This is a genomic window from Bacillus sp. 37MA, from assembly GCF_000372765.1.
Taxonomy (GTDB): Bacteria; Bacillota; Bacilli; order Bacillales; family Domibacillaceae; genus Domibacillus; species Domibacillus aminovorans.
The window spans coordinates 673,401-693,431 of record NZ_KB889752.1 but is presented as its reverse complement, the minus strand read 5'-3'; the positions used below and the strand labels follow the sequence as shown (position 1 = coordinate 693,431).

The window sequence follows — 20,031 nt, the reverse complement described above, 5'->3', positions numbered from 1 at the left end:
TATTCGTCATAAACCGCTTGCTTCTTATGAATGAGACTGTTCTTTTCAGACCATTTCATCAGAAGGTTTTGGAATAAGCACAGTGCGTGGCTTGCTTCCTTCATAAGGGCCTATAATACCGCGCATTTCCATTTCATCAATTAAACGTGCTGCCCGGCTATAACCGATCCGGAAACGGCGCTGCAGCATCGAAACAGACGCTGTCTGCATTTCAGATATGAGCTGTACCGCATCTTCGTATAACTCATCTTCTGATTGAGCCGTCGTTTCTGGGATGTCTTCTGGAATCATTTCCTCTTGATACTGCGCTTTTTGCTGGGAAATAACAAAGTCAACGATATCTTCTACTTCTTCATCTGATAAAAAAGCACCCTGCACGCGGACCGGTTTCACGGCACCTGTCGGATAAAAAAGCATATCGCCGCGGCCAAGCAGCTTCTCTGCCCCACCCATATCAAGAATCGTCCGCGAATCAATAGCTGATGATACCGAAAAAGCAATACGTGATGGAATATTTGCTTTAATAATCCCCGTAATAACGTCTACAGATGGACGCTGCGTCGCAATAATAAGATGAATGCCGGCAGCACGTGCCATTTGGGCAAGCCGGATAATTGAATCTTCCACATCATTTGATGCTACCATCATTAAGTCTGCAAGCTCATCGACAATGACCACAATGTACGGCAAATGCGGCTGCTTTTCACCTGTTTCTATATTATGTTTTATCACATGTCCGTTGTAGCCTTCAATGTTACGCGTACCTGTATGAGAAAATAAATCGTAGCGCCGTTCCATCTCTCCGACTACTTTTTTCAGTGCCTGAGACGCTTTTTTTGGGTCTGTTACAACAGGTGCCAGTAGATGCGGCACGCCATTATACACGTTTAATTCCACCATTTTAGGATCAATCATCATCATTTTGACTTCATGTGGTTTTGCGCGCATTAAAATACTTGTAATAATGCCATTAATGCATACACTTTTTCCACTTCCAGTCGCGCCTGCCACTAGTAAATGCGGCATTTTATTCAATTCTGCTCCGATCGCTTCACCGGTAATATCACGACCGAGTGCCACGTGCAATTTCGAGTCGGGTTTTTCATTTTGTTTTGCCTCAATGACTTCCCGAAAACTAACCATGGCGACTTCCGCATTCGGCACTTCAATGCCGATCGCGGATTTCCCTGGGATCGGCGCTTCCATCCTAATATCTTTTGCGGCAAGTGCCAGCGCCAAGTCGTCTGTTAAACTGACAATTTTGCTCACTTTCACACCCGTATCGGGATGCACTTCGTATTTTGTGACCGCCGGACCAAGATGCACCTGTGTTACTTTTGCTTTGACGCCAAAACTTTGAAATGTTTTCTCCAGCTTTTGCGCATTTTTTTGAATGCGTTTTTTTTCATTGCTCTGATCTACTTGCTGAGGCTGTTTCAAAATCGAAGCTGAGGGTAATTTATATTCTTTGTTTTCTTCTTCCGCAAATGATAAGACAGCTTCTTCCAGTTCTTTTTCCTGCACGGGCTTTTGAGGAGCAGCCAGCTCTTCATTGTACGCTTTTTCAACAAAGCTGGAAATAACCGGTTCCGGTTCGCTTACAACTGCATGGAAATCCGGTTCAGGCTGCCTTATTTCTTTTGACGCTTCCGATTCCATCTGGACACGGCTTTTCTCTTCCCTTCTTTCGTTCACTCGTTCATGCGATCCTTGCCATACCTGTTTCACTTTTTCACTAAATAATACAAAACTGTGCGATATTTTTTGGATAAGCGGTTTGCCACCGATCATCAAAACACCGGAAAGGAAAAGCAACAAGGCAAAAACCCATGTCCCTGGACGCCCAAACAAAAAGTAAAACAAGGTAAACAGTGTGCCGCCGATCATACCACCACCAATATCGACTGCTTCATTATACGTAATGCTTTCTTTATACAAAAGCCATGTTTCAGCTAAATAATTTGTTCCGTCTGTTGGAGTGTCAAACAAGCGTATATGCAAAAAAACGAGAACACTTGCGATGATCAACAAAACGCCAGTAATGCTTCGTTTCCACAAAGGAGGGCGCTGTCGTTTGATTATCATGTAAAGCGCCATTCCGGCAAGGCCTATTAATCCCATTATATATAGACTGCCAAAGAAAAAAGATGCGGCTTGTGTAACAATTTTGCCTGCTATTCCTGTGCCAACGATTCCAACCGTACAGATTGCGAGTATAATCCCACCCGCTCCTTGAAGCTTTAATGATTGCATTCTTTCTTTTTCTTTATTTGTCCGGCGTACCGGTTTTTTTCGTTTCTTTTGTGCCAATTCAATCACCCTTATTTTTGTTCTTTAAACAATCGAAAGCAGCCAAATATGGGCTGCTTTCCAATTATATCATATTTAATAAAAACAAACATACGAGCGGTTATACTTCCATGATAATCGGCAGAATCATTGGTCGACGCTTCGTTTTTTCATGTAAGAATGAATTCAATTGATCGCGAATATCCTGTTTAATACCGGACCATTCAAACGACTCACCGGCCAGATTTTTTTCAACAATATTCGTCACGAGCTTCACAGACTCATCAATTAATTTTTCTGATTCACGAACGTATACAAATCCGCGTGAAATGATTTCCGGACCCGCGACAATTTTTTTCTGCTTTTTACTGAGCGTAATCACAACAGTAAAAATCCCATCCTGCGAAAGTAATTTTCTATCACGAAGAACAATATTGCCGACGTCACCAACACCGATCCCGTCAATAAGAATATTACCGGCTGTTACTCTTCCAGCTGGACGCATCCGGCCTTCCTTAAATTCAATAACGTCACCCTTTTCAGGGATATAAATATTCTCACGCGGTACACCGGTCATTTCCGCCAATTTCGCATGTGATTTTAACATGCGATATTCACCTTGAATCGGTATGAAATATTTCGGCTGCATTAAGTTCAACATAAATTTCAAATCTTCCTGTGAACCATGTCCAGATACGTGAACACGACGGTTGCCTGTTAAGACATTTGCGCCTGCACGGTACAGTAAGTTCACTGTTTTCGCTAAAAGAATTTCAAGACCAGCAGACGGTGTTGCAGTAATGATTACCATATCGCCTTCTTTAATTTTCACATGACGGTTTGTCCCTTTTGCCATTTTTTGCAGTGCTTCAATTGGTTCACCTTGTACGCCTGTCGCAAGAATAACAACTTGGTGATCCGGATATTTGCCAATTTCATTTAAATTAATTAAGATGTCGTCTTCCACCTGAAGATAGCCAAGACGAACCGCAATGTCATTCACTCGCTGAATACTTTTGCCGCTGACCGCCACTTTACGACCATGTTCATTAGCCGTATCAAATACTTGCTGCATGCGAATTAAGTTCGATGCAAATAATGAAACGATAATACGCCCGCTTGCCATATGAAACGCATCAGACAACTGAGTCGCAACCACTGCTTCTGACGTCGTATGCCCCGGACGTTCTGCTTCTGTTGAGTCAGATAGTAGCGCAAAGACACCATTTTTGCCAAGTGTCGCCATTTTGCCGATGTCCGGTGCATAATGTCCTTTTGCACTTTGGTCAAATTTAAATTCACCTGTGTGAACAATCGCCCCTTCAGACGTATGAATTGCCACGCCGATTGAATCCGGAATGCTGTGCGTCGTGCGGAAAAATGTGACTTCCGCATGATCAAAACGAAGGCGTGATTCGGAATGTACCGTATAGAACTTTACATCTTCTTTTACATTTTCTTCACGGAGACGCATTTTTGCAAGCGCTAGTGTCAATTTCGTCCCATATACAGGCGCTTTTACTTTTTTCAATACGTATCCGAGTGATCCGAGCGAATCTTCATGTCCGTGCGTTAAAAAGATCGCTTTAACCCGATCTTTATTTTCTTCTAAATACGTAATGTCAGGAATAACAATATCAATCCCAAGCATTTCATTTTCCGGAAACATGAGTCCTGAATCAATCACAAAAATATCACGATCCACTTCCACAACCGTCATGTTTTTACCGATTTCTCCAACTCCTCCGAGTGGAATGACTTTAATTAATTCATTTGTTTTCTTGCTCACTATTATTTCCTCCTAAACATTTAACAAACCCGATCTACATGTTACGTCTATTATAATCGATGAAGAAAAGTAAAGCCAATACAATCTATATGCAAAAGGAAAAGCCGGTTTTTGCAGAATGATTCTGCAAAAACCGGCCCACCTTTTAAAGCAATGTCGATAATGCTGTCCGTTCTTCTTCTGTTAGTGGAATGAGCGGCAGGCGAACGCCGCCGACATCCAGCCCTTTTAACTGTAATGCCGTCTTAACTGGCACCGGATTTGGTGCGGCAAACAATCCACGGAAAAGTGGAAGAAGCGCCTGATGTATTTTAGCAGCTGTTTGGATGTCCCCTGCATAAAACGCATTGATCATTTTCTTCATTTCATTCCCCGCTACGTGTGACGCCACTGAGACGATGCCTGTGCCTCCAACGGACAAAACAGGAAGTGTCAAGCCATCATCACCGCTGTAGACTAGAAAATCATCTGCTGTATTCGCAATAATTTCCGTAATAATATCGATGCTGCCGCTTGCTTCTTTTGTTGCCACAATATTTGGTACTTCATTAGCAAGACGGATTGTTGTTCTCGGTTCGATTAAAATCGATGAGCGACCTGGAATATTATAGATCATAACCGGGAGATTTGTCGATTCAGCAATGGTTTTGAAATGCTGGAAAAGTCCTTCTTGATTCGGTTTATTGTAATATGGCGCAACGAGCATAATGGCATCGACGCCTTCTGCTTCCGCCTTTTTTGTTAATTCAATGGATGCCCTCGTGTTGTTGCTGCCTGTGCCGGCAATAACCGGAATGCGTCCGGCCACTACTTTTACCGCATGGCGGAAAAGTGCAATTTTTTCTTCTGCTGTAAGCGTCGGTGATTCACCAGTCGTTCCTGCTACAACGAGCGAGTCCGTTCCATTTTGAATTAAATATTCAATCAGTTGAGTTGTTTTATTGAAATCAATGTTTCCTTTTGAATCAAACGGCGTAACGATCGCCGTTGACAACCGGCCGAAAGTAATCATACGCATTCGCCTCCTGTATTCCCGGGCCTTCTAATATTATTCAGCCTGTTGATTTGTTGATTTGTTGTTTTGAAGTAAGAACGTATCATGCAGTGCGTTAACAGCAGCCGGCATCTGGTCTTCTTTTACAAGTACCCAGATCGTCGTGTAGCTGTCAGCTGATTGCATAATGTTAATGTCTTTTTCTGATAGAGCTGTGACGATTTTAGAGGTTACACCTGGTACACCTGTCATTCCTGCGCCGACGACAGATACTTTCGCACAATCCGGCTCCATAATCGGTTCATACCCATTATCGATAAGCTTTTGCTGTGCATGATTGGCATTTTCATCTGTCACGGTGTATGTGACACGGTCTTCTGATATGTTAATAAAATCAACGCTTATACCTTCAGCCGCCATCAGTTGAAAAATACGGGACTGATCCGTTGTCTGAACTCTGATACGGGTAATGTCTGTTACATGAGCAATGCCCGTTACAGGACGATCGTGCATATCAAAGCCGTGATGTTCATCCGATGCGGAGGTAACGAGTGTACCCGTTTCTTCTGAATAGGTCGATCGGATACGAAGCGGCACTTTCGCCTGCATCGCAATCTCCACTGCACGCGGGTGAATGACTTTTGCTCCTTGATACGCCATGTTACATACTTCTGTATAGGTCACGATAGAAAGCGGCCGCGCATGCTGCACAATACGCGGGTCTGCTGTCATAATACCGTTCACGTCTGTAAAGATATCGATGAATTCAGCATGGACTGCAGCGCCTAAAGCAGCTGCAGACGTGTCACTGCCTCCCCGACCCAGCGTCGTCACTTCACCAAATTTTGAAGTGCCTTGAAAACCGGCCACGACGATTACATCGTTCGTTTCCAGTTCTTTTAACAGGCGTGCGCAGTTCATTTCAATAATTTTTGCATTCATGTGATCATGATCCGTGACAATTCCGGCCTGCCCGCCTGTCAACGCCGTTGATTGAAGTCCATTTTCCTTCAACATGTTCGAGAAAACGAGACTAGAGATCAGTTCCCCAGTGGATAAAAGAAGATCGGTTTCTCTTCTGGTCAGCATACTTTCCCCGCCGCCTGTAAGCGCTAATAGCGTATCCGTTGAATACGGATCGCCTTTTCGGCCCATAGCCGACACAACGACAACGACTTTATATCCTTCGCGAACGGCACGCTGTACGTGATTGAGGGCACTGAGCCTTGACTGTTCATCGCGAACAGACGTACCGCCAAATTTCTGAATGATGATTTTCATATTGAACACCTGGCCTTTTCATGAAGAATGGCGGCCGTTTATCCCGCATTAACGGACAGTAAACCCGTCTCTCTTTCAGTCATCGAAAAGAAAAAGCGATGAAAGAGGTTAGGTTAACTGTCCGTAAACGCCCGATTGGTTCCGTGCCTGTACGAAGCCCGGTCACTCAGGTATTGCCGCAGGACGCGGCGCTTTTTATCTGAGTTTTTCTTTTTATTCAGAAGGTCTCAGGTGGTCCCCACTGAATGAAGTTTCGCTTTATTTTTCTGTGACAATCTCCATGTCAATCAATGTTTCTGCGATCTGCACAGAATTCCATGCTGCTCCTTTTAACAAGTTATCAGAAACAACCCACATATGGAAACCATTATCTGTATGAAGATCTTTACGGATACGTCCAACAAATACGTCATTTTTGCCAACACAGTCTGCCGGCATTGGATATACTTGTTCGGCCGGATTATCTTGAAGGACAATTCCCGGCGCATCTTTCAACAAATTTTGTATATCTGCTGCTGTAAGTGCACCTTTTTCCGTTTCAAAATAAAGAGATTCTGAATGGCCTATTGCGATTGGCAAACGAACACAAGTCGCAGCAACGGGCAGACTATCTAGGTGCATAATTTTTTTCGTTTCGTTAATCATTTTCATTTCTTCAAATGTAAAGCCATTGTCTTCAAATTTATCAATTTGCGGAATGGCATTGAATGCGATTTGATAATGTTTTTTATCGCTACCTACCGGTAAAATTTTCGGTTCAAATGATTCGTTGTTAACAATCGCTTTCGTCTGGCTGTAAAGTTCTTCTACCGCCTGTGCACCCGCGCCGGATACTGCCTGATACGTTGACACGATAACTTTTTTCAATCCGTATGCTGTACGGATTGGCTCAAGTGCCACAAGCATTTGAATCGTCGAGCAGTTTGGATTGGCAATGATTCCTTTATGATCGCGCAAATCTTCTTTATTTACTTCTGGTACAACAAGTGGAACTTCCGGATCCATGCGGAATGCGCTTGTGTTATCAATGACCACAGCGCCGCGTTTTGCTGCTTCAGGAGCGAGCTCTTTTGACACACTGCCGCCTGCTGAAAACAACGCGATATCGATTCCGTCAAAGCTTTCCGGTTTCGCTTCCTGTACTGTTACGTCTTCGCCTCTAAAAGAAACGGTTTTTCCCGCTGAACGGGCGGATGAAAGCAGCGTCAATGACTTCATTGGAAAATTGCGCTCTTCCAGTGTTTTTAGCATTTGTTGTCCGACCGCTCCCGTCGCACCGACGACGGCTACGTGAAAACCTTTGTTACTCATGTAAATCTTCCCCTTCCAGAATAAGTAATTCATTTTACGTATAAAATACGTTGTCGAATAGTAGCAATTAGTGAAAAAGTATTTCGATACTTTTAATAGCATTATTTTAACACAATAAAGGATGAATAAAAGAAGAAAATCATTTGTTCGCAAAAAAGACCGTTTTTTTGGGGGATTTACGTGTATTTTATCTAAGCAGTGGCTGAATTTGACGGTTATTGATGGCAGCGACAACTGTTTCTGGAACGAGGTCCATTTTAGCAACGAGTGAGTTTGGTTTTTTTACTGGATCATCCTGTCCAAACGGCACGAAATAAATGTTTTTTGTCGTTAACAACTTAGCAATATTATGACTGTTTAAGCCAAGTCCATCGTTTGTCGAAACTGCTACAACGACTGGTCCCCCATTTCGAAGTGTTGCTTTTACCGCCATTAGGACCGGTGAATCCGTATTCGCATTGGCAAGCCGGCTAAGGGTACTGCCTGTCATCGGTGCAATAACCATGCAGTCAAGCGGTTCCTTTGGCCCGAGTGGTTCTGCATCTTGAATCGTTACGATCGCTTTTCGACCCGCTTCTTCCTCTATCTTTTGCAGCCATTCACCCGCTGAACCGAAACGACTCGCTTCCTTTTGAACAGTAGCCGTCGCTACGGGAACAACATGTGCTCCAAGCTCGACCAATTTTTTCACAACCGGCACTACCTCTTCAAATGTGCAGTGAGACCCTGTCAATCCAAAGCCTATTCGACGTCCTGCTAAAGGCGATTCCACTGTTTACAGTCCCCTTTCCATTTTCCATTCACGGGCAGCATTGACAATAACCTGCCCAAGTATTTTACCTGCTGTTTCCGGCGCCGCTTTCCCCGGCAGACCGAGCGCATGGATGGCTTGAATACCAGCTGCCTCTGCTGCTTTGAAATCCGTTCCACCTGGCATTGAAGCGAGATCGATAATGATCGCTGTTTTTTTCATCTGCCGAATCACTTCATCCGTCAATAAAAGGGCCGGTACTGTATTAATTATGATATCTGCCAGACCCGCCTGTGTGTGAAGTTCCTCCATATAAAACGGATCAATCCCCATTTCTGATGCACGGGCAAATCTACCTGTTTCTCTCACAGCTGTTGATACAGTTGCACCGACCTGATGAAAGAGACGTGCTGTCGTCATTCCAACGCGTCCGAACCCTACTACCATAACCTTTGATTGGTGAATGGTAAATGGTGTTTGCTGCATAGCAATCATAAGCGTTCCTTCAGCGGTTGGAATGGAATTATGAATCGCTGCATCTTCACGTTCAAATAAAATAGTGACTTCACGTTGTATCATTTGTTTGAGCGCAGCTGTTTTTATGCCGCTCATGACTGCACACGATTCTGGTATCTTGTCTGCAATTTCTTTTGTGAAAAAAAGCGGTTCGTTTGCAAACGAAGCTTCAACTTCTCCATTTTCCTTCACACCTGATACAGGCAAAACGAATAAATCGATGGACAAACTATGCAAATCATCCGTTTTTATTTTTTTAACATTTTTAATTATCTCTATTTGTTCAAACCCAATCATCCACACGTCATATCCGTGCTGAACAAGAATGCGGCTTATTTCCAATTGCCTTGCATCGCCACCAAACAAAACGGCGTTCATCTTCATCTCCTCCATCTTTGACGTATTCTTTTTATTGTATGAACTGTTTATTTTGCTGTGCCATTTTACTACGTATAAAAAAGAACCCGCAAAAAGCGGATTCAATTGACAGCTGTTTTCGGCCATTTGCCGTCCGGGCTGATTAATGATGCAGAAAATGGTTTATCAAATAATTGTTTCGCGAGTTCATCAACACGTTCTTTTGTCACGCCATCAATGAGTGAGACAATCTCATCCAATGAGCGGTGATGTTTTAAAAGAAGTTCATTTTTCCCGTTGCGGCTCATCCGGCTATTTGTGCTTTCCAAACTTAACATTAAACTGCCTTTGAGCTGTTCTTTACTGTTGTACAATTCTTTTTCCGTCAATCCTTCCGTTTTCACAAGATGAATCGAATTTTGAATCGTCTCATATAATTCATCGAGCTGCTCGGCACCGGTTCCACCGTAAAAGGTAATTAGACCCGTATCTTTGTAAGATGAATGGTACGAATAAACAGAATACGCAAGACCTCGCTCTTCCCGTACCTCTTGGAACAAACGGCTCGACATGCTGCCGCCGATAATATTGTTCATAACAATTAAATTGTAAATATTTTCATCTCCGATTGGAATACCCTCATAGCCGAGACATAAATGCGCCTGCTCTGTTTCTTTTGAACGCGCTTTTTTCTCGTAATAAAAATGAGAGACTGCTTCCAATTCAGCTGCCTTGCCCCCTGTATACGAACCAAAGAGTGCCTCTGCTTTACGGACGATATCTTCATCAATATTACCAGCGATAGAAATAACAACCCGGTCTGGTGTATACATGTTATATATATATTCTTTCAATGTATCACGTGTAAAAGAAGATAGTGTTTCTTCTGTACCTAAAATTGGCAGACCGAGCGGATGATTACCGTATGCGGCACTGCTCAATAAATCATGGACGATATCGTCCGGTGCGTCTTCATACATTTTAATTTCTTCGTATATTACATTTTTCTCTTTTTCCATTTCCTCTTCCGCAAATGTTGAATTAAAAAACATATCGGCCAGCACATCTAATGCATGATCCGCATGATTATCAAGTACTTTCGCGTAATAACATGTGTATTCTTTTGATGTAAAGGCATTTACTTGTCCGCCAATACTGTCAAAACTTTCAGCAATTTCTTTTGCACTTAAGTTTTTCGTTCCTTTAAAAAACATATGTTCAATAAAATGGGATACACCATTTAGCTGAGGAGACTCATCTCGCGAGCCAGTCGCAATCCAGATTCCAATTGCTGCTGAGCGGACAGTTGAAATTTCCTCTGTTACTATGGTCACACCATTGTTACATGTAAATCGTTTTATCAACGTAATCTATTCCTCCTAGTATCTGTTTCATCTAGATGTCTATTTCGTTATATCAATAAACAACATTAACATAGGTCATTCATTTATTCCAGAAAAAAAGCGCCGCTCTTCAAAAGAGATCGACGCTTTTTATGATTATGATTGTTTTGACGCTTCTTCTTTTTCTCTTTGCTCCTTCAAAACAGCTTTACGCGATACATTTACACGGCCTTGATTATCAACACCGATGACTTTTACAAGGAATTGATCGCCCATTTTCACGACATCCTCTACTTTGCCAACCCGCTCTTCTGCCAGTTCAGAAATGTGGACAAGTCCATCTTTTCCTTTAAACAATTCAACAAATGTACCAAATTTTTCAATTCGTTTTACTTTCCCCATATAAAGTTCGCCTACTTGGACTTCACGAACAATATCTTCAATGATTTTTTTCGCACGCTCATTATCTTCTTGATTAATCGATGAAATAAAGACTGTTCCATCTTGTTCAATATCGATTTTGACGCCCGTTTCTTCAATGATTTTATTGATTTGCTTACCGCTCGGCCCAATAACATCACGGATTTTATCCGGATTAATTGTCATGGTCATGATTTTCGGTGCATACGCGGACAATTCAGCACGCGGCGTGTCGATTATAGACAACATATGCTCTAAAATATGCATTCTGCCTTCTTTCGCCTGCTGCAATGCTTCTTCTAAAATTTGACGGCTTAAGCCATCAATTTTAATGTCCATTTGAAGGGCTGTTATACCTTTTGCTGTACCCGCTACTTTAAAGTCCATGTCGCCAAGGTGGTCTTCCATGCCTTGAATATCAGAGAGGACTGTGTAATGTTCACCTGACTTAACAAGACCCATTGCAATACCGGCAACCGGTGCTTTAATTGGTACACCTGCATCCATCATAGCCATTGTACTCGCACAAATGCTCGCCTGTGAAGAAGAACCATTTGATTCAAGCACTTCTGACACGACACGGATCGTATAAGGGAAGTCTTTTTCGTCTGGAATAATCGGAAATAGTGCACGCTCTCCAAGTGCACCGTGACCGATTTCACGGCGTCCAGGCGCACGAAGCGGACGCGTTTCCCCGACGCTGAATGAAGGGAAATTGTAATGATGCATAAATCGTTTTGACTCTTCTACGCCAAGTCCGTCCAATATTTGAACATCACCGAGCGCACCGAGAGTTGCAATGCTGAGCACTTGCGTTTGTCCGCGTGTAAACATGGCAGAACCGTGTGTCCGTGGAAGCAATGCTGTTTCCGATGCAAGCGGACGGATTTCATTGATTTTACGGCCATCTGGACGGATTTTTTCAACAGTAATTAAACGGCGTACTTCTTCTTTAACGATTTTATCCAAAATTTCAGACGCTTCTCGGACTGACTCTTCTTCGCCTTCTTCTTGAAGAGTTGCTTTCACAGCGTCTTTCACTTTTTTAATCTCTTCGTCACGCGCATGTTTTTCAACCGTTTGTATGGCTCGAATCATGTCGCTCTCACACATTGTGCGGATTTTCGCTTCAAGTTCTTGATCATTTTCATAGAGAGCAACTTCATGTTTTTCCTTACCGCATTTCGCAACAATTTCTTCTTGAAAAGCAATGAGACGTTTTATTTCTTCGTGGCCAAACATGATTGCTTCAAGCATCACTTCTTCAGGCACTTCATCTGCTCCTGCTTCAACCATGTTGATCGCTTCTTTCGTACCGGCAACCGTTAAATCGATATCACTCTCTTCTGCTTGTTCAACCGATGGATTAATGATAAATTCACCATTAATGCGTCCGACCTGTACCCCCGCAATCGGACCTTCAAACGGAATATCTGACACAGATAGCGCAAGAGAGGATGCAAACATTGCCGCTATTTCAGAAGAACAATTTTGATCCACACTCATAACTATACTAATGACTTGAATTTCATTGCGGAAACCATCAGGGAAAAGTGGACGGATTGGACGATCAATAAGACGGCTCGCAAGGGTCGCTTTTTCACTCGGGCGGCCTTCACGTTTAATAAATCCGCCTGGTATTTTACCGGCAGCGTAAAGACGTTCTTCATAGTTCACGGTCAACGGAAAGAAATCTACTGCTTTCGGTTCTTTTGAGGCTGTTGCAGAGCTCAATACAACGGTATCACCATAGCGTATTAGCGCTGAACCATTGGCCTGCTTAGCGATTTGTCCTACTTCGACAGTTAGCTCACGCCCTGCCCATTCGATGGAAAATGTTTGTTTTCCTTGCTCCATATAGTTGCACCTCTTTTATTTTAACATCATATTTTTTCCCTAACAAAAAAGCGGGAAGAATCCCGCTTTTGTGAATTATCGGCGCAAGCCGAGTTTTTGGATCAACTCGCGGTAGCGTGCAACATCCTTGTTACGAAGGTATGAAAGCAAGTTACGGCGACGGCCGACCATTTTTAAAAGACCGCGACGTGAATGGTGGTCTTTTTTATGTGTGCGTAAATGATCATTCAATGTGTTGATTTGTTCAGTCAATACAGCAATTTGCACTTCTGGAGATCCTGTATCAGACTCGTGCGTTCTATACTCCTGAATTAGTTCGTTTTTGCGTTCTTGTGATAATGCCATTATTTTGTTTCCTCCTTTAAATTTGTTTCATCCCCGTCAGCCTAGCATACGTTGGAGACTCGCCATGCCAAGCAGCGGTTCAAAATGTTAAGCACTGTATATTATACGAAACTTAAGGGTGTTCGTCAAGTCGCTTACGGTCAAAAAAACGAATGGCTGCCTGTTTGTCTTTTTCAATTTGCGCAGACAACTCGTCCATGCCGTTGAACTTTTGTTCACCACGTAAGCGAATGTACCAGTCCACGTCGACTTCTTCTCCGTAAATGTCTCCATTGTAGTGGAACATATGCACTTCAATCGATAAAACAGGCTTGTCCGGACTTTTAAATGTTGGCCGAAATCCTACATTGCATACTCCTTCACGCCATTCATTTTGCACATTCATTTTCACTGCATATACACCTGTAAGCGGTAAAAAGTAAGAGTCGTCCGGTTCAATATTTGCGGTTGGAAAGCCCATTTTACGTCCGCGTTTATCGCCATGAATAACCATTCCTCGCATACGGTATGGCCGTCCTAGTAAATCCGACGCATCACGTACGAGTCCGCTTGACAAAAGTTCACGTACTTTTGTAGAACTTATTTTTTCTTGTTCAAAATCAAGTTTTTTCACTCCTGTATATGTGAACTGGCCACGTGAATGAAATTGCATCGTTTCCATCGTTCCTTTGGCAAGACGGCCATACGTGTAATCAAAACCAGCGACGACATGCTGCACATTTAATCCGATGATGAACTCATCCACAAATTGCTGTGGTTCGAGCGCAGCAAAGTCAGATGTAAACCGGACGATGAATAAATAATCGACACCTAGTTCTTCAATAAGCCGTTTCTTTTCTGCTAACGGCGTAATATGACGAATGTGCGTATGTTTGCGGCTGAGTACGAGAGACGGATGAGGATCAAACGTCAGGACTGCACTTTTCCATTCATTCTCGCTGGCAATTTGTTTTGCTGTAGTAATGACTTGTTGATGACCTTTATGTACACCGTCAAAAAAACCGAGTGCGAGCGCCATTGGCTCATACTCGTCTTTCTTTTTTTCATGTGGATGATGAAGCATAATAACTTCCATACGTTGACACCTGTCTTTCTTTCAGTCTGGCATTACTTTGATCGGTTTGACTTTCCCTTCTTTTTCTGGATGAATCTGATAAATAGCAAGCAGTTCATCGTTTAAATAAACTGCTGCTTCTTTTTCTCCATCCGGCCAATCAGTAGGAACTGGCAGGACAGCTCCGTTTTTTATCGTCACTGCTACTGTATCAAATACGTTCCACTTCGGCAAATGAGAAACCGCGATTTCAACCGGCTTCAGCACGTCTTCTGGCATACTTACGGCAATCTCCTCCAATGTTACACAGTCTTTCTCGTAAAAGCCTCCAGAACTTGTGCGGACGAGCTTTGACATATGAGCAGGATAACCAAGTTTTTCACCGATCATGACAGCCAGTGTTCGGATATATGTGCCTTTACCACATACTATACGAATGGAAAAGCGCACCGTCTCACCGTCATGTACAATACTGCTTATTAACTCAATTTGATCAATCGTCACGATTCTTGATGGCCGCTCAACGATTTCTCCTGCACGCGCATATTCATATAGACGCCTTCCATTTACTTTGACAGCAGAATACATCGGCGGTATTTGTTCAATCTGTCCAGTTAACTCCTCAAATATAAGCAGCAACTGCTCGGCTGTGATAGAAGCGTCTATTTTTTTTGATTCAATGACCGCACCCGACGCATCTTCTGTTTCGGTCGATATCCCGATCGTCACTTCTGCTTCGTACGTTTTGCCACTGTCTGTTATGTATTCGGCGAGGCGAGTTGCTTTGCCAATACAAAGCGGCAATACTCCTTCTACATCAGGATCTAGCGTACCCGTATGGCCGACTTTTTTCGTTTTCAGTATTTTGCGCACTTTAAAAACGCAGTCATGTGATGTCATGCCTTTTTCTTTCCATAGTGGTAAAATTCCATTCATTTGACTGGCCTCCTTTCTTCATAAAAAAAGACGTCTGGCAGACAGCAAGATCAAGTCCGCTGCTGCCATGACGTCTATTTTCTTAGGTCGGTTCATTTGATGAATTGTCGATTTCTTTTAAGAGAGTATCAATCCGGCTGCCGTATGCAACCGATTCATCAAACTCAAACGTAAGCTCCGGTGTTTTCCGGAGACGGATTCGTTGACCGAGTTCAGAACGGATAAAGCCTTTTGCTTTCGCCAGTGCTTTTAACGTTCCTTCCCGCTCATCTTCACCACCAAGCACTGTAATGTAGACAGTAGCTTGCTGCAAATCGCCGGTGACTTCAACATCAGTTACCGTTAAAAAACCGATACGTGGATCTTTCACTTTCCGGCTTAAAATATCCGTCAATTCTTTTTTCATTTGTTCTGCTACGCGATTTGAACGCATTGACATGTATATCACCCCTTAAAACGAAAGGTTATTTGCGCTCGATTTCCTGCTCGATGAACGCTTCAATAATATCTCCTTCTTTGACATCATTGAAACCACGAATCGTAATTCCGCACTCATAGCCTTGCGCAACTTCTTTTGCATCATCTTTAAATCGTTTCAAGTCATCGACTTCACCTTCAAAAATAACGATGCTATCCCGAATTAAACGTACGCCCGAGTCACGGGTAATTTTGCCTTCTGTTACATAGCTTCCGGCAATCGTACCGATTTTCGACACTTTAAACGTTTGGCGCACTTCAGCCTGTCCAATAATTTTTTCTTCAAATTCTGGATCAAGCATCCCTTTCATCGCAGATTCAATTTCTTCGATGACTTTATAAATAATACGGTGCAGACGCACTTCTACTTTTTCCACATCCGCTGTACGTTTCGCATTGACATCAGGACGGACGTTAAATCCAATCACAATCGCGTTTGATGCAGAAGCGAGAATAATATCTGATTCTGTAATCGCACCAGCACCTGTATGAATAATTTTGACGTTAACGCCTTCCACTTCGATTTTTTGAAGGGCAGCAGCTACCGCTTCGACTGAACCTTGTACGTCCGCTTTCAAGACGATGTTCAAATCTTTCATTTCGCCTTGTTTCATATGTTCAAACAAGTTATCAAGACTGACTTTTGTTTTTTCACTGCGCTGTGCTTGAAGTGCTTCTTGTGCGCGAGTTTCACCGATTTGACGAGCTGTTTTTTCATCTTCAAATACAACGAAACGGTCTCCCGCGAGCGGTACATCATTCAAGCCTGTAATTTCAACCGGTGTCGATGGACCAGCTGTTTTCACACGTCGTCCAACATCATTCACCATCGCACGAACACGGCCAAATGTATTGCCGACTACGATCGGATCACCGACATGAAGTGTTCCGTTTTGAACGAGCAATGTCGCAACAGAACCGCGGCCTTTATCAAGCTCTGCTTCAATAACGGTACCCATTGCACGGCGCTGTGGATTTGCTTTCAACTCTTCTACTTCTGCGACGAGAAGAACCATTTCAAGCAATGTGTCAATTCCTTCTCCGTGCTTCGCTGAAATCGGAACGAAAATGGTTTCACCGCCCCATGCTTCTGGAACGAGACCATGTTCTGTTAATTCTTGCATCACACGATCCGGGTTGGCCGCGGGCTTATCAATTTTATTAACCGCCACAATAATCGGCACTTCCGCTGCTTTTGCATGGTTGATCGCTTCAACGGTTTGCGGCATAACACCATCATCCGCAGCCACAACTAGAATGGTAATATCCGTCACTTTCGCACCACGTGCACGCATTGTCGTAAAAGCCGCATGTCCAGGTGTATCGAGGAACGTAATTTTCTTTCCATTCGTTACTGCCTGGTAGGCACCTATATGCTGTGTAATACCGCCGGCTTCACCTTCTGTTACTTTTGTGTTTCGAACTGAGTCAAGCAGCGTTGTTTTACCATGGTCGACGTGACCCATGATCGTCACAACCGCTGGACGTTCATTCAAATTTTCTTCTGTCGTTTCTTCTTCAAAATAGGTTTCAAGATCCGCTTTGTCGATTAGTATTTCTTCTTCTACTTCGACATTAAATTCACTTGCAACAAGTTCTATTGCATCTTTATCAAGCTCTTGATTGATTGTCGCCATGACGCCAAGCATGAACAACTTTTTAATGACTTCTGACGGTTCAACGTTCATTTTCTTTGCTAACTCTGCTACTGTCAGTGAGCCTGAAAAAACGATTTTTTCTGGAATTTCTTTCTTTTTAACGACGGGCTGCGGTCTTGGAGTTCCTTTACGTTGGCCTCCCGAACGGCCTTTGCCACGTGGTCCGCCATTAATTCCGCGTTGTCCTGGCTTTGAAGCGCCACCACGTGCACCGCCGCCTGTTTTCTGCTGTACACCTGGTTTAGATCCAGTCGGTTTTGGTTTCGCCGGTCCACGATTCTGTGCCGGCTGGCTTGCTGATTTATTCGTTGTTTGTTGATTATTTGTTTTATTATCCAAGTTTAAATGGCCTCCTTGTCATGACAGTCATATATATGCCGTCATTCCCCATCGATAAGCGTCTTCAACTTTTTGGCGAAACCAGCATCGGTCACAGCAACAACGACTCGGGCATCTTTTCCAATTGCCTGCCCTAGTACAAAGCGGTCCTGTATCCGTCTGAGCGGTACGCCATAAAAGTGCGCCTTATCGGTAATTTTCTTTTCTGTATTACGCGATGCATCTTCTGATAAAATAACGAGTTTTGCATTCCCACGCTGAATTTCTTTGACAGTCAATTCTTCACCGGAAATAATTTTGCCTGCTCGAGTTGCAAGTCCTAAAAATGATGTCCATGGCTGGCTGGCCATATTAATTTTTGTCCTTTGCAATAATTTCAAGCAATTCATCATAAATGGATGACGGGATTTCCGCACTGAGCTGGCGGGCAAGAACATTTTTTTTCTTCGCTGCTTCCACCGCTTCTTTTGATTTTGTTACATATGTGCCGCGCCCTGACTTTTTGCCGGTCGGGTCAACAGACACGTCTCCTTCTTTTGAACGGACAATGCGGATCATTTCTTTTTTCGGTTTCATTTCACCCGTGGCCGCGCATTTGCGGAGCGGGATTTTTTTGGGTACGGGCATCGCTGTTCCTCCTTATTCGATGTCTTCTGAAAAGAAATCTTCAAGGTTGGTATCTGACGCTGCTCGTTCAAACTCGTCATCTTGATCAATGGATACGCTGTTTTTAGACGACGGATATATACCAGCTTCACGTGCGTCTGTTTCACTTTTAATATCTATTTTCCAACCTGTTAACTTCGCTGCAAGTCGTGCGTTTTGTCCACGTTTTCCGATGGCCAGCGACAATTGATAGTCCGGAACAATAACAGTCGTTGCTTTATTTTCTTCATCGAACGTCACTTCAATGACTTTTGCGGGACTAAGAGCATTTGCTACAAATACAACAGGGTCATCTGACCATTTCACGATATCAATTTTTTCACCTTTTAATTCGTTGACAATCGCTTGTACACGGTTTCCTTTAGGTCCAACACATGCACCAACGGGATCGACTTCTTGATTTTCAGAATGCACCGAAATTTTAGACCGGTCACCCGCTTCGCGTGAGACAGAGCGAATTTCGACTGTGCCATCAAAAATTTCTGGCACTTCAATTTCAAATAAACGCTTAAGTAACCCTGGATGTGTACGTGATACGAAAATTTGCGGTCCTTTTGTCGTCCGTTCCACTTTTGTAATAAATACTTTTATACGATCATGCGGTTTATATGTTTCATTCTGCATTTGCTCTGACTGTGGCAATAGCGCTTCGATTTTACCGAGACTGACATAAATGAATCGGGCATCCTGCCGCTGTACAATTCCCGTCATAATGTCTTCTTCACGATCAATAAATTCAGAATAAATAATGCCGCGTTCTGCTTCACGCACGCGCTGCGTAACGACTTGCTTTGCTGCCTGTGCTGCAATACGGCCAAAATCTTTCGGTGTCACTTCTAGTTCAACAATATCGCCAATTTCGTAAGCTGGGTTAATCAATATCGCATCCGGAACCGCAATTTCAAGCCGTGAATCAAATACTTCGTCAACGACTTCTTTGCGTGCATATACACGTATTGAACCGCCTTCAAGATTTAAATCCACCCGCACATTTTGAGCTTGATTGAAGTTACGCTTATAAGCGGAAACAAGTGCTGCTTCTATTGCATCAATTAATACATTTCGTTCGATACCTTTTTCTTTTTCAAGATAAGTGAGGGCATCATATAGCTCTGAGCTCATTGGCTAAAAAGCCTCCTTACATAAATATCTTATTAATTTTTTAAAATGTAACAGCAAGACGTGCTTTTGCTACTTTATTCAAAGAAATCGTCAACTGTTTTTTACGCGTTTTTACCGCATATTCAATCGTTAGTTCTTCTCCGTCAAACGAAAGGAGTTTGCCTTCATACGTTTTTTCGCCGTCAATCGGTTCGTAGAGCTTTACATTTACATGTTTACCGACAGACCGTTCGAAGTCTTCCTTTTTCTTTAATGGTCTTTCCGCACCGGGTGACGACACTTCGAGGAAATAATTGTGTGGAATCGGATCCGGATCAAGCGCGTCCAATTTCTCGCTCAAACGTTCGCTAACCATGGCACATTCTTCAATATCAATGCCGCTTTCTTTATCAATGTACAATCGCAAAAACCAGTTTTTTCCTTCTTTAACATATTCCATTTCAACAAGTTCAAGATTCAATTCTTCAATGATTGGTTCGGCAATTTTCTCTACCGTTTCGATGATTTTACTCATTGTTTTGTCCTC

The 20,031-nt window shown here is 43.0% G+C and carries 17 protein-coding genes and 1 pseudogene; all 18 read right to left on the bottom strand.

Annotated features, from left to right (window positions below):
* Positions 1 to 45: 45 nt before the first annotated feature.
* Entirely contained in the window at positions 46 to 2,310 is a 2,265-nt protein-coding gene (locus A3M5_RS0103640) for an FtsK/SpoIIIE family DNA translocase (RefSeq protein WP_018392402.1), read from the bottom strand.
* Between the two features lie 100 nt (positions 2,311 to 2,410).
* Positions 2,411 to 4,078 (bottom strand): ribonuclease J, encoded by a 1,668-nt coding sequence (locus A3M5_RS0103635; RefSeq protein WP_018392401.1) that lies wholly within the window; start codon positions 4,076 to 4,078, stop codon positions 2,411 to 2,413.
* 145 nt (positions 4,079 to 4,223) lie between these two features.
* Positions 4,224 to 5,090 (bottom strand): 4-hydroxy-tetrahydrodipicolinate synthase, encoded by an 867-nt coding sequence (dapA, locus tag A3M5_RS0103630; protein WP_018392400.1) that lies wholly within the window; start codon positions 5,088 to 5,090, stop codon positions 4,224 to 4,226.
* A gap of 36 nt (positions 5,091 to 5,126) precedes the next feature.
* Positions 5,127 to 6,353: an aspartate kinase gene (gene dapG / locus A3M5_RS0103625; RefSeq protein WP_018392399.1), complete on the bottom strand. Its 1,227-nt coding sequence runs from the start codon at positions 6,351 to 6,353 to the stop codon at positions 5,127 to 5,129.
* A 258-nt stretch (positions 6,354 to 6,611) separates the two neighbouring features.
* Positions 6,612 to 7,664 carry an aspartate-semialdehyde dehydrogenase gene (gene asd / locus A3M5_RS0103620; RefSeq protein ID WP_018392398.1) on the bottom strand — a complete coding sequence of 351 codons (1,053 nt, stop codon included), beginning with the start codon at positions 7,662 to 7,664 and terminating at the stop codon, positions 6,612 to 6,614.
* 187 nt (positions 7,665 to 7,851) lie between these two features.
* A complete protein-coding gene (locus A3M5_RS0103615) occupies positions 7,852 to 8,436 on the bottom strand; it encodes a dipicolinate synthase subunit B (RefSeq protein ID WP_018392397.1) in 585 nt (194 codons plus the stop codon).
* Between the two features lie 3 nt (positions 8,437 to 8,439).
* Positions 8,440 to 9,309, bottom strand: coding sequence for a dipicolinate synthase subunit DpsA (gene dpsA, locus A3M5_RS0103610; protein ID WP_018392396.1), 870 nt, complete (start codon positions 9,307 to 9,309; stop codon positions 8,440 to 8,442).
* A 101-nt stretch (positions 9,310 to 9,410) separates the two neighbouring features.
* A complete protein-coding gene (locus A3M5_RS0103605) occupies positions 9,411 to 10,652 on the bottom strand; it encodes a M16 family metallopeptidase (protein ID WP_018392395.1) in 1,242 nt (413 codons plus the stop codon).
* Between the two features lie 135 nt (positions 10,653 to 10,787).
* On the bottom strand, positions 10,788 to 12,908 hold the full coding sequence (gene pnp, locus A3M5_RS0103600; protein WP_018392394.1) for a polyribonucleotide nucleotidyltransferase: 2,121 nt from the start codon (positions 12,906 to 12,908) through the stop codon (positions 10,788 to 10,790).
* 75 nt (positions 12,909 to 12,983) lie between these two features.
* Positions 12,984 to 13,253, bottom strand: coding sequence for a 30S ribosomal protein S15 (gene rpsO / locus A3M5_RS0103595; protein WP_018392393.1), 270 nt, complete (start codon positions 13,251 to 13,253; stop codon positions 12,984 to 12,986).
* A 112-nt stretch (positions 13,254 to 13,365) separates the two neighbouring features.
* Positions 13,366 to 14,328, bottom strand: a complete 963-nt coding sequence (gene ribF, locus A3M5_RS0103590; RefSeq protein WP_018392392.1) for a bifunctional riboflavin kinase/FAD synthetase — start codon at positions 14,326 to 14,328, stop codon at positions 13,366 to 13,368.
* Between the two features lie 21 nt (positions 14,329 to 14,349).
* The gene (truB, locus tag A3M5_RS0103585; RefSeq protein WP_018392391.1) at positions 14,350 to 15,243 is read right to left on the bottom strand and encodes a tRNA pseudouridine(55) synthase TruB; all 894 of its coding nucleotides are present in this window, start codon (positions 15,241 to 15,243) and stop codon (positions 14,350 to 14,352) included.
* 82 nt (positions 15,244 to 15,325) lie between these two features.
* Positions 15,326 to 15,682, bottom strand: coding sequence for a 30S ribosome-binding factor RbfA (rbfA, locus tag A3M5_RS0103580; protein WP_018392390.1), 357 nt, complete (start codon positions 15,680 to 15,682; stop codon positions 15,326 to 15,328).
* A 25-nt stretch (positions 15,683 to 15,707) separates the two neighbouring features.
* A pseudogene (gene infB, locus A3M5_RS0103575) lies at positions 15,708 to 17,486 on the bottom strand (translation initiation factor IF-2); the annotation flags it as partial.
* A 272-nt stretch (positions 17,487 to 17,758) separates the two neighbouring features.
* A complete protein-coding gene (locus tag A3M5_RS0103570) occupies positions 17,759 to 18,067 on the bottom strand; it encodes a YlxQ family RNA-binding protein (protein ID WP_018392388.1) in 309 nt (102 codons plus the stop codon).
* Between the two features lies 1 nt (position 18,068).
* Positions 18,069 to 18,344, bottom strand: coding sequence for an RNase P modulator RnpM (gene rnpM, locus A3M5_RS0103565; protein WP_018392387.1), 276 nt, complete (start codon positions 18,342 to 18,344; stop codon positions 18,069 to 18,071).
* Between the two features lie 12 nt (positions 18,345 to 18,356).
* Positions 18,357 to 19,505, bottom strand: a complete 1,149-nt coding sequence (gene nusA / locus A3M5_RS0103560) for a transcription termination factor NusA (protein ID WP_018392386.1) — start codon at positions 19,503 to 19,505, stop codon at positions 18,357 to 18,359.
* Positions 19,506 to 19,545: 40 nt separating this feature from the next.
* Entirely contained in the window at positions 19,546 to 20,019 is a 474-nt protein-coding gene (gene rimP / locus A3M5_RS0103555; protein ID WP_018392385.1) for a ribosome maturation factor RimP, read from the bottom strand.
* Between the last annotated feature and the right edge of the window lie 12 nt (positions 20,020 to 20,031).

Excerpts from the sequence above, each read along its gene's own strand:
- ribF (WP_018392392.1), bottom strand. The coding sequence starts at position 14,328 with ATGGAAGTTATTATGCTTCATCATCCACATGAAAAAAAGAAAGACGAG.
- rimP (WP_018392385.1), bottom strand. The coding sequence starts at position 20,019 with ATGAGTAAAATCATCGAAACGGTAGAGAAAATTGCCGAACCAATCATT.
- rpsO (WP_018392393.1), bottom strand. The coding sequence starts at position 13,253 with ATGGCATTATCACAAGAACGCAAAAACGAACTAATTCAGGAGTATAGA.
- rnpM (WP_018392387.1), bottom strand. The coding sequence starts at position 18,344 with ATGCCCGTACCCAAAAAAATCCCGCTCCGCAAATGCGCGGCCACGGGT.
- pnp (WP_018392394.1), bottom strand. The coding sequence starts at position 12,908 with ATGGAGCAAGGAAAACAAACATTTTCCATCGAATGGGCAGGGCGTGAG.
- rbfA (WP_018392390.1), bottom strand. The coding sequence starts at position 15,682 with ATGTCAATGCGTTCAAATCGCGTAGCAGAACAAATGAAAAAAGAATTG.
- dpsA (WP_018392396.1), bottom strand. The coding sequence starts at position 9,309 with ATGAACGCCGTTTTGTTTGGTGGCGATGCAAGGCAATTGGAAATAAGC.
- nusA (WP_018392386.1), bottom strand. The coding sequence starts at position 19,505 with ATGAGCTCAGAGCTATATGATGCCCTCACTTATCTTGAAAAAGAAAAA.
- dapG (WP_018392399.1), bottom strand. The coding sequence starts at position 6,353 with ATGAAAATCATCATTCAGAAATTTGGCGGTACGTCTGTTCGCGATGAA.
- A3M5_RS0103570 (WP_018392388.1), bottom strand. The coding sequence starts at position 18,067 with ATGGCCAGCCAGCCATGGACATCATTTTTAGGACTTGCAACTCGAGCA.
- asd (WP_018392398.1), bottom strand. The coding sequence starts at position 7,664 with ATGAGTAACAAAGGTTTTCACGTAGCCGTCGTCGGTGCGACGGGAGCG.
- truB (WP_018392391.1), bottom strand. The coding sequence starts at position 15,243 with ATGAATGGAATTTTACCACTATGGAAAGAAAAAGGCATGACATCACAT.
- dapA (WP_018392400.1), bottom strand. The coding sequence starts at position 5,090 with ATGATTACTTTCGGCCGGTTGTCAACGGCGATCGTTACGCCGTTTGAT.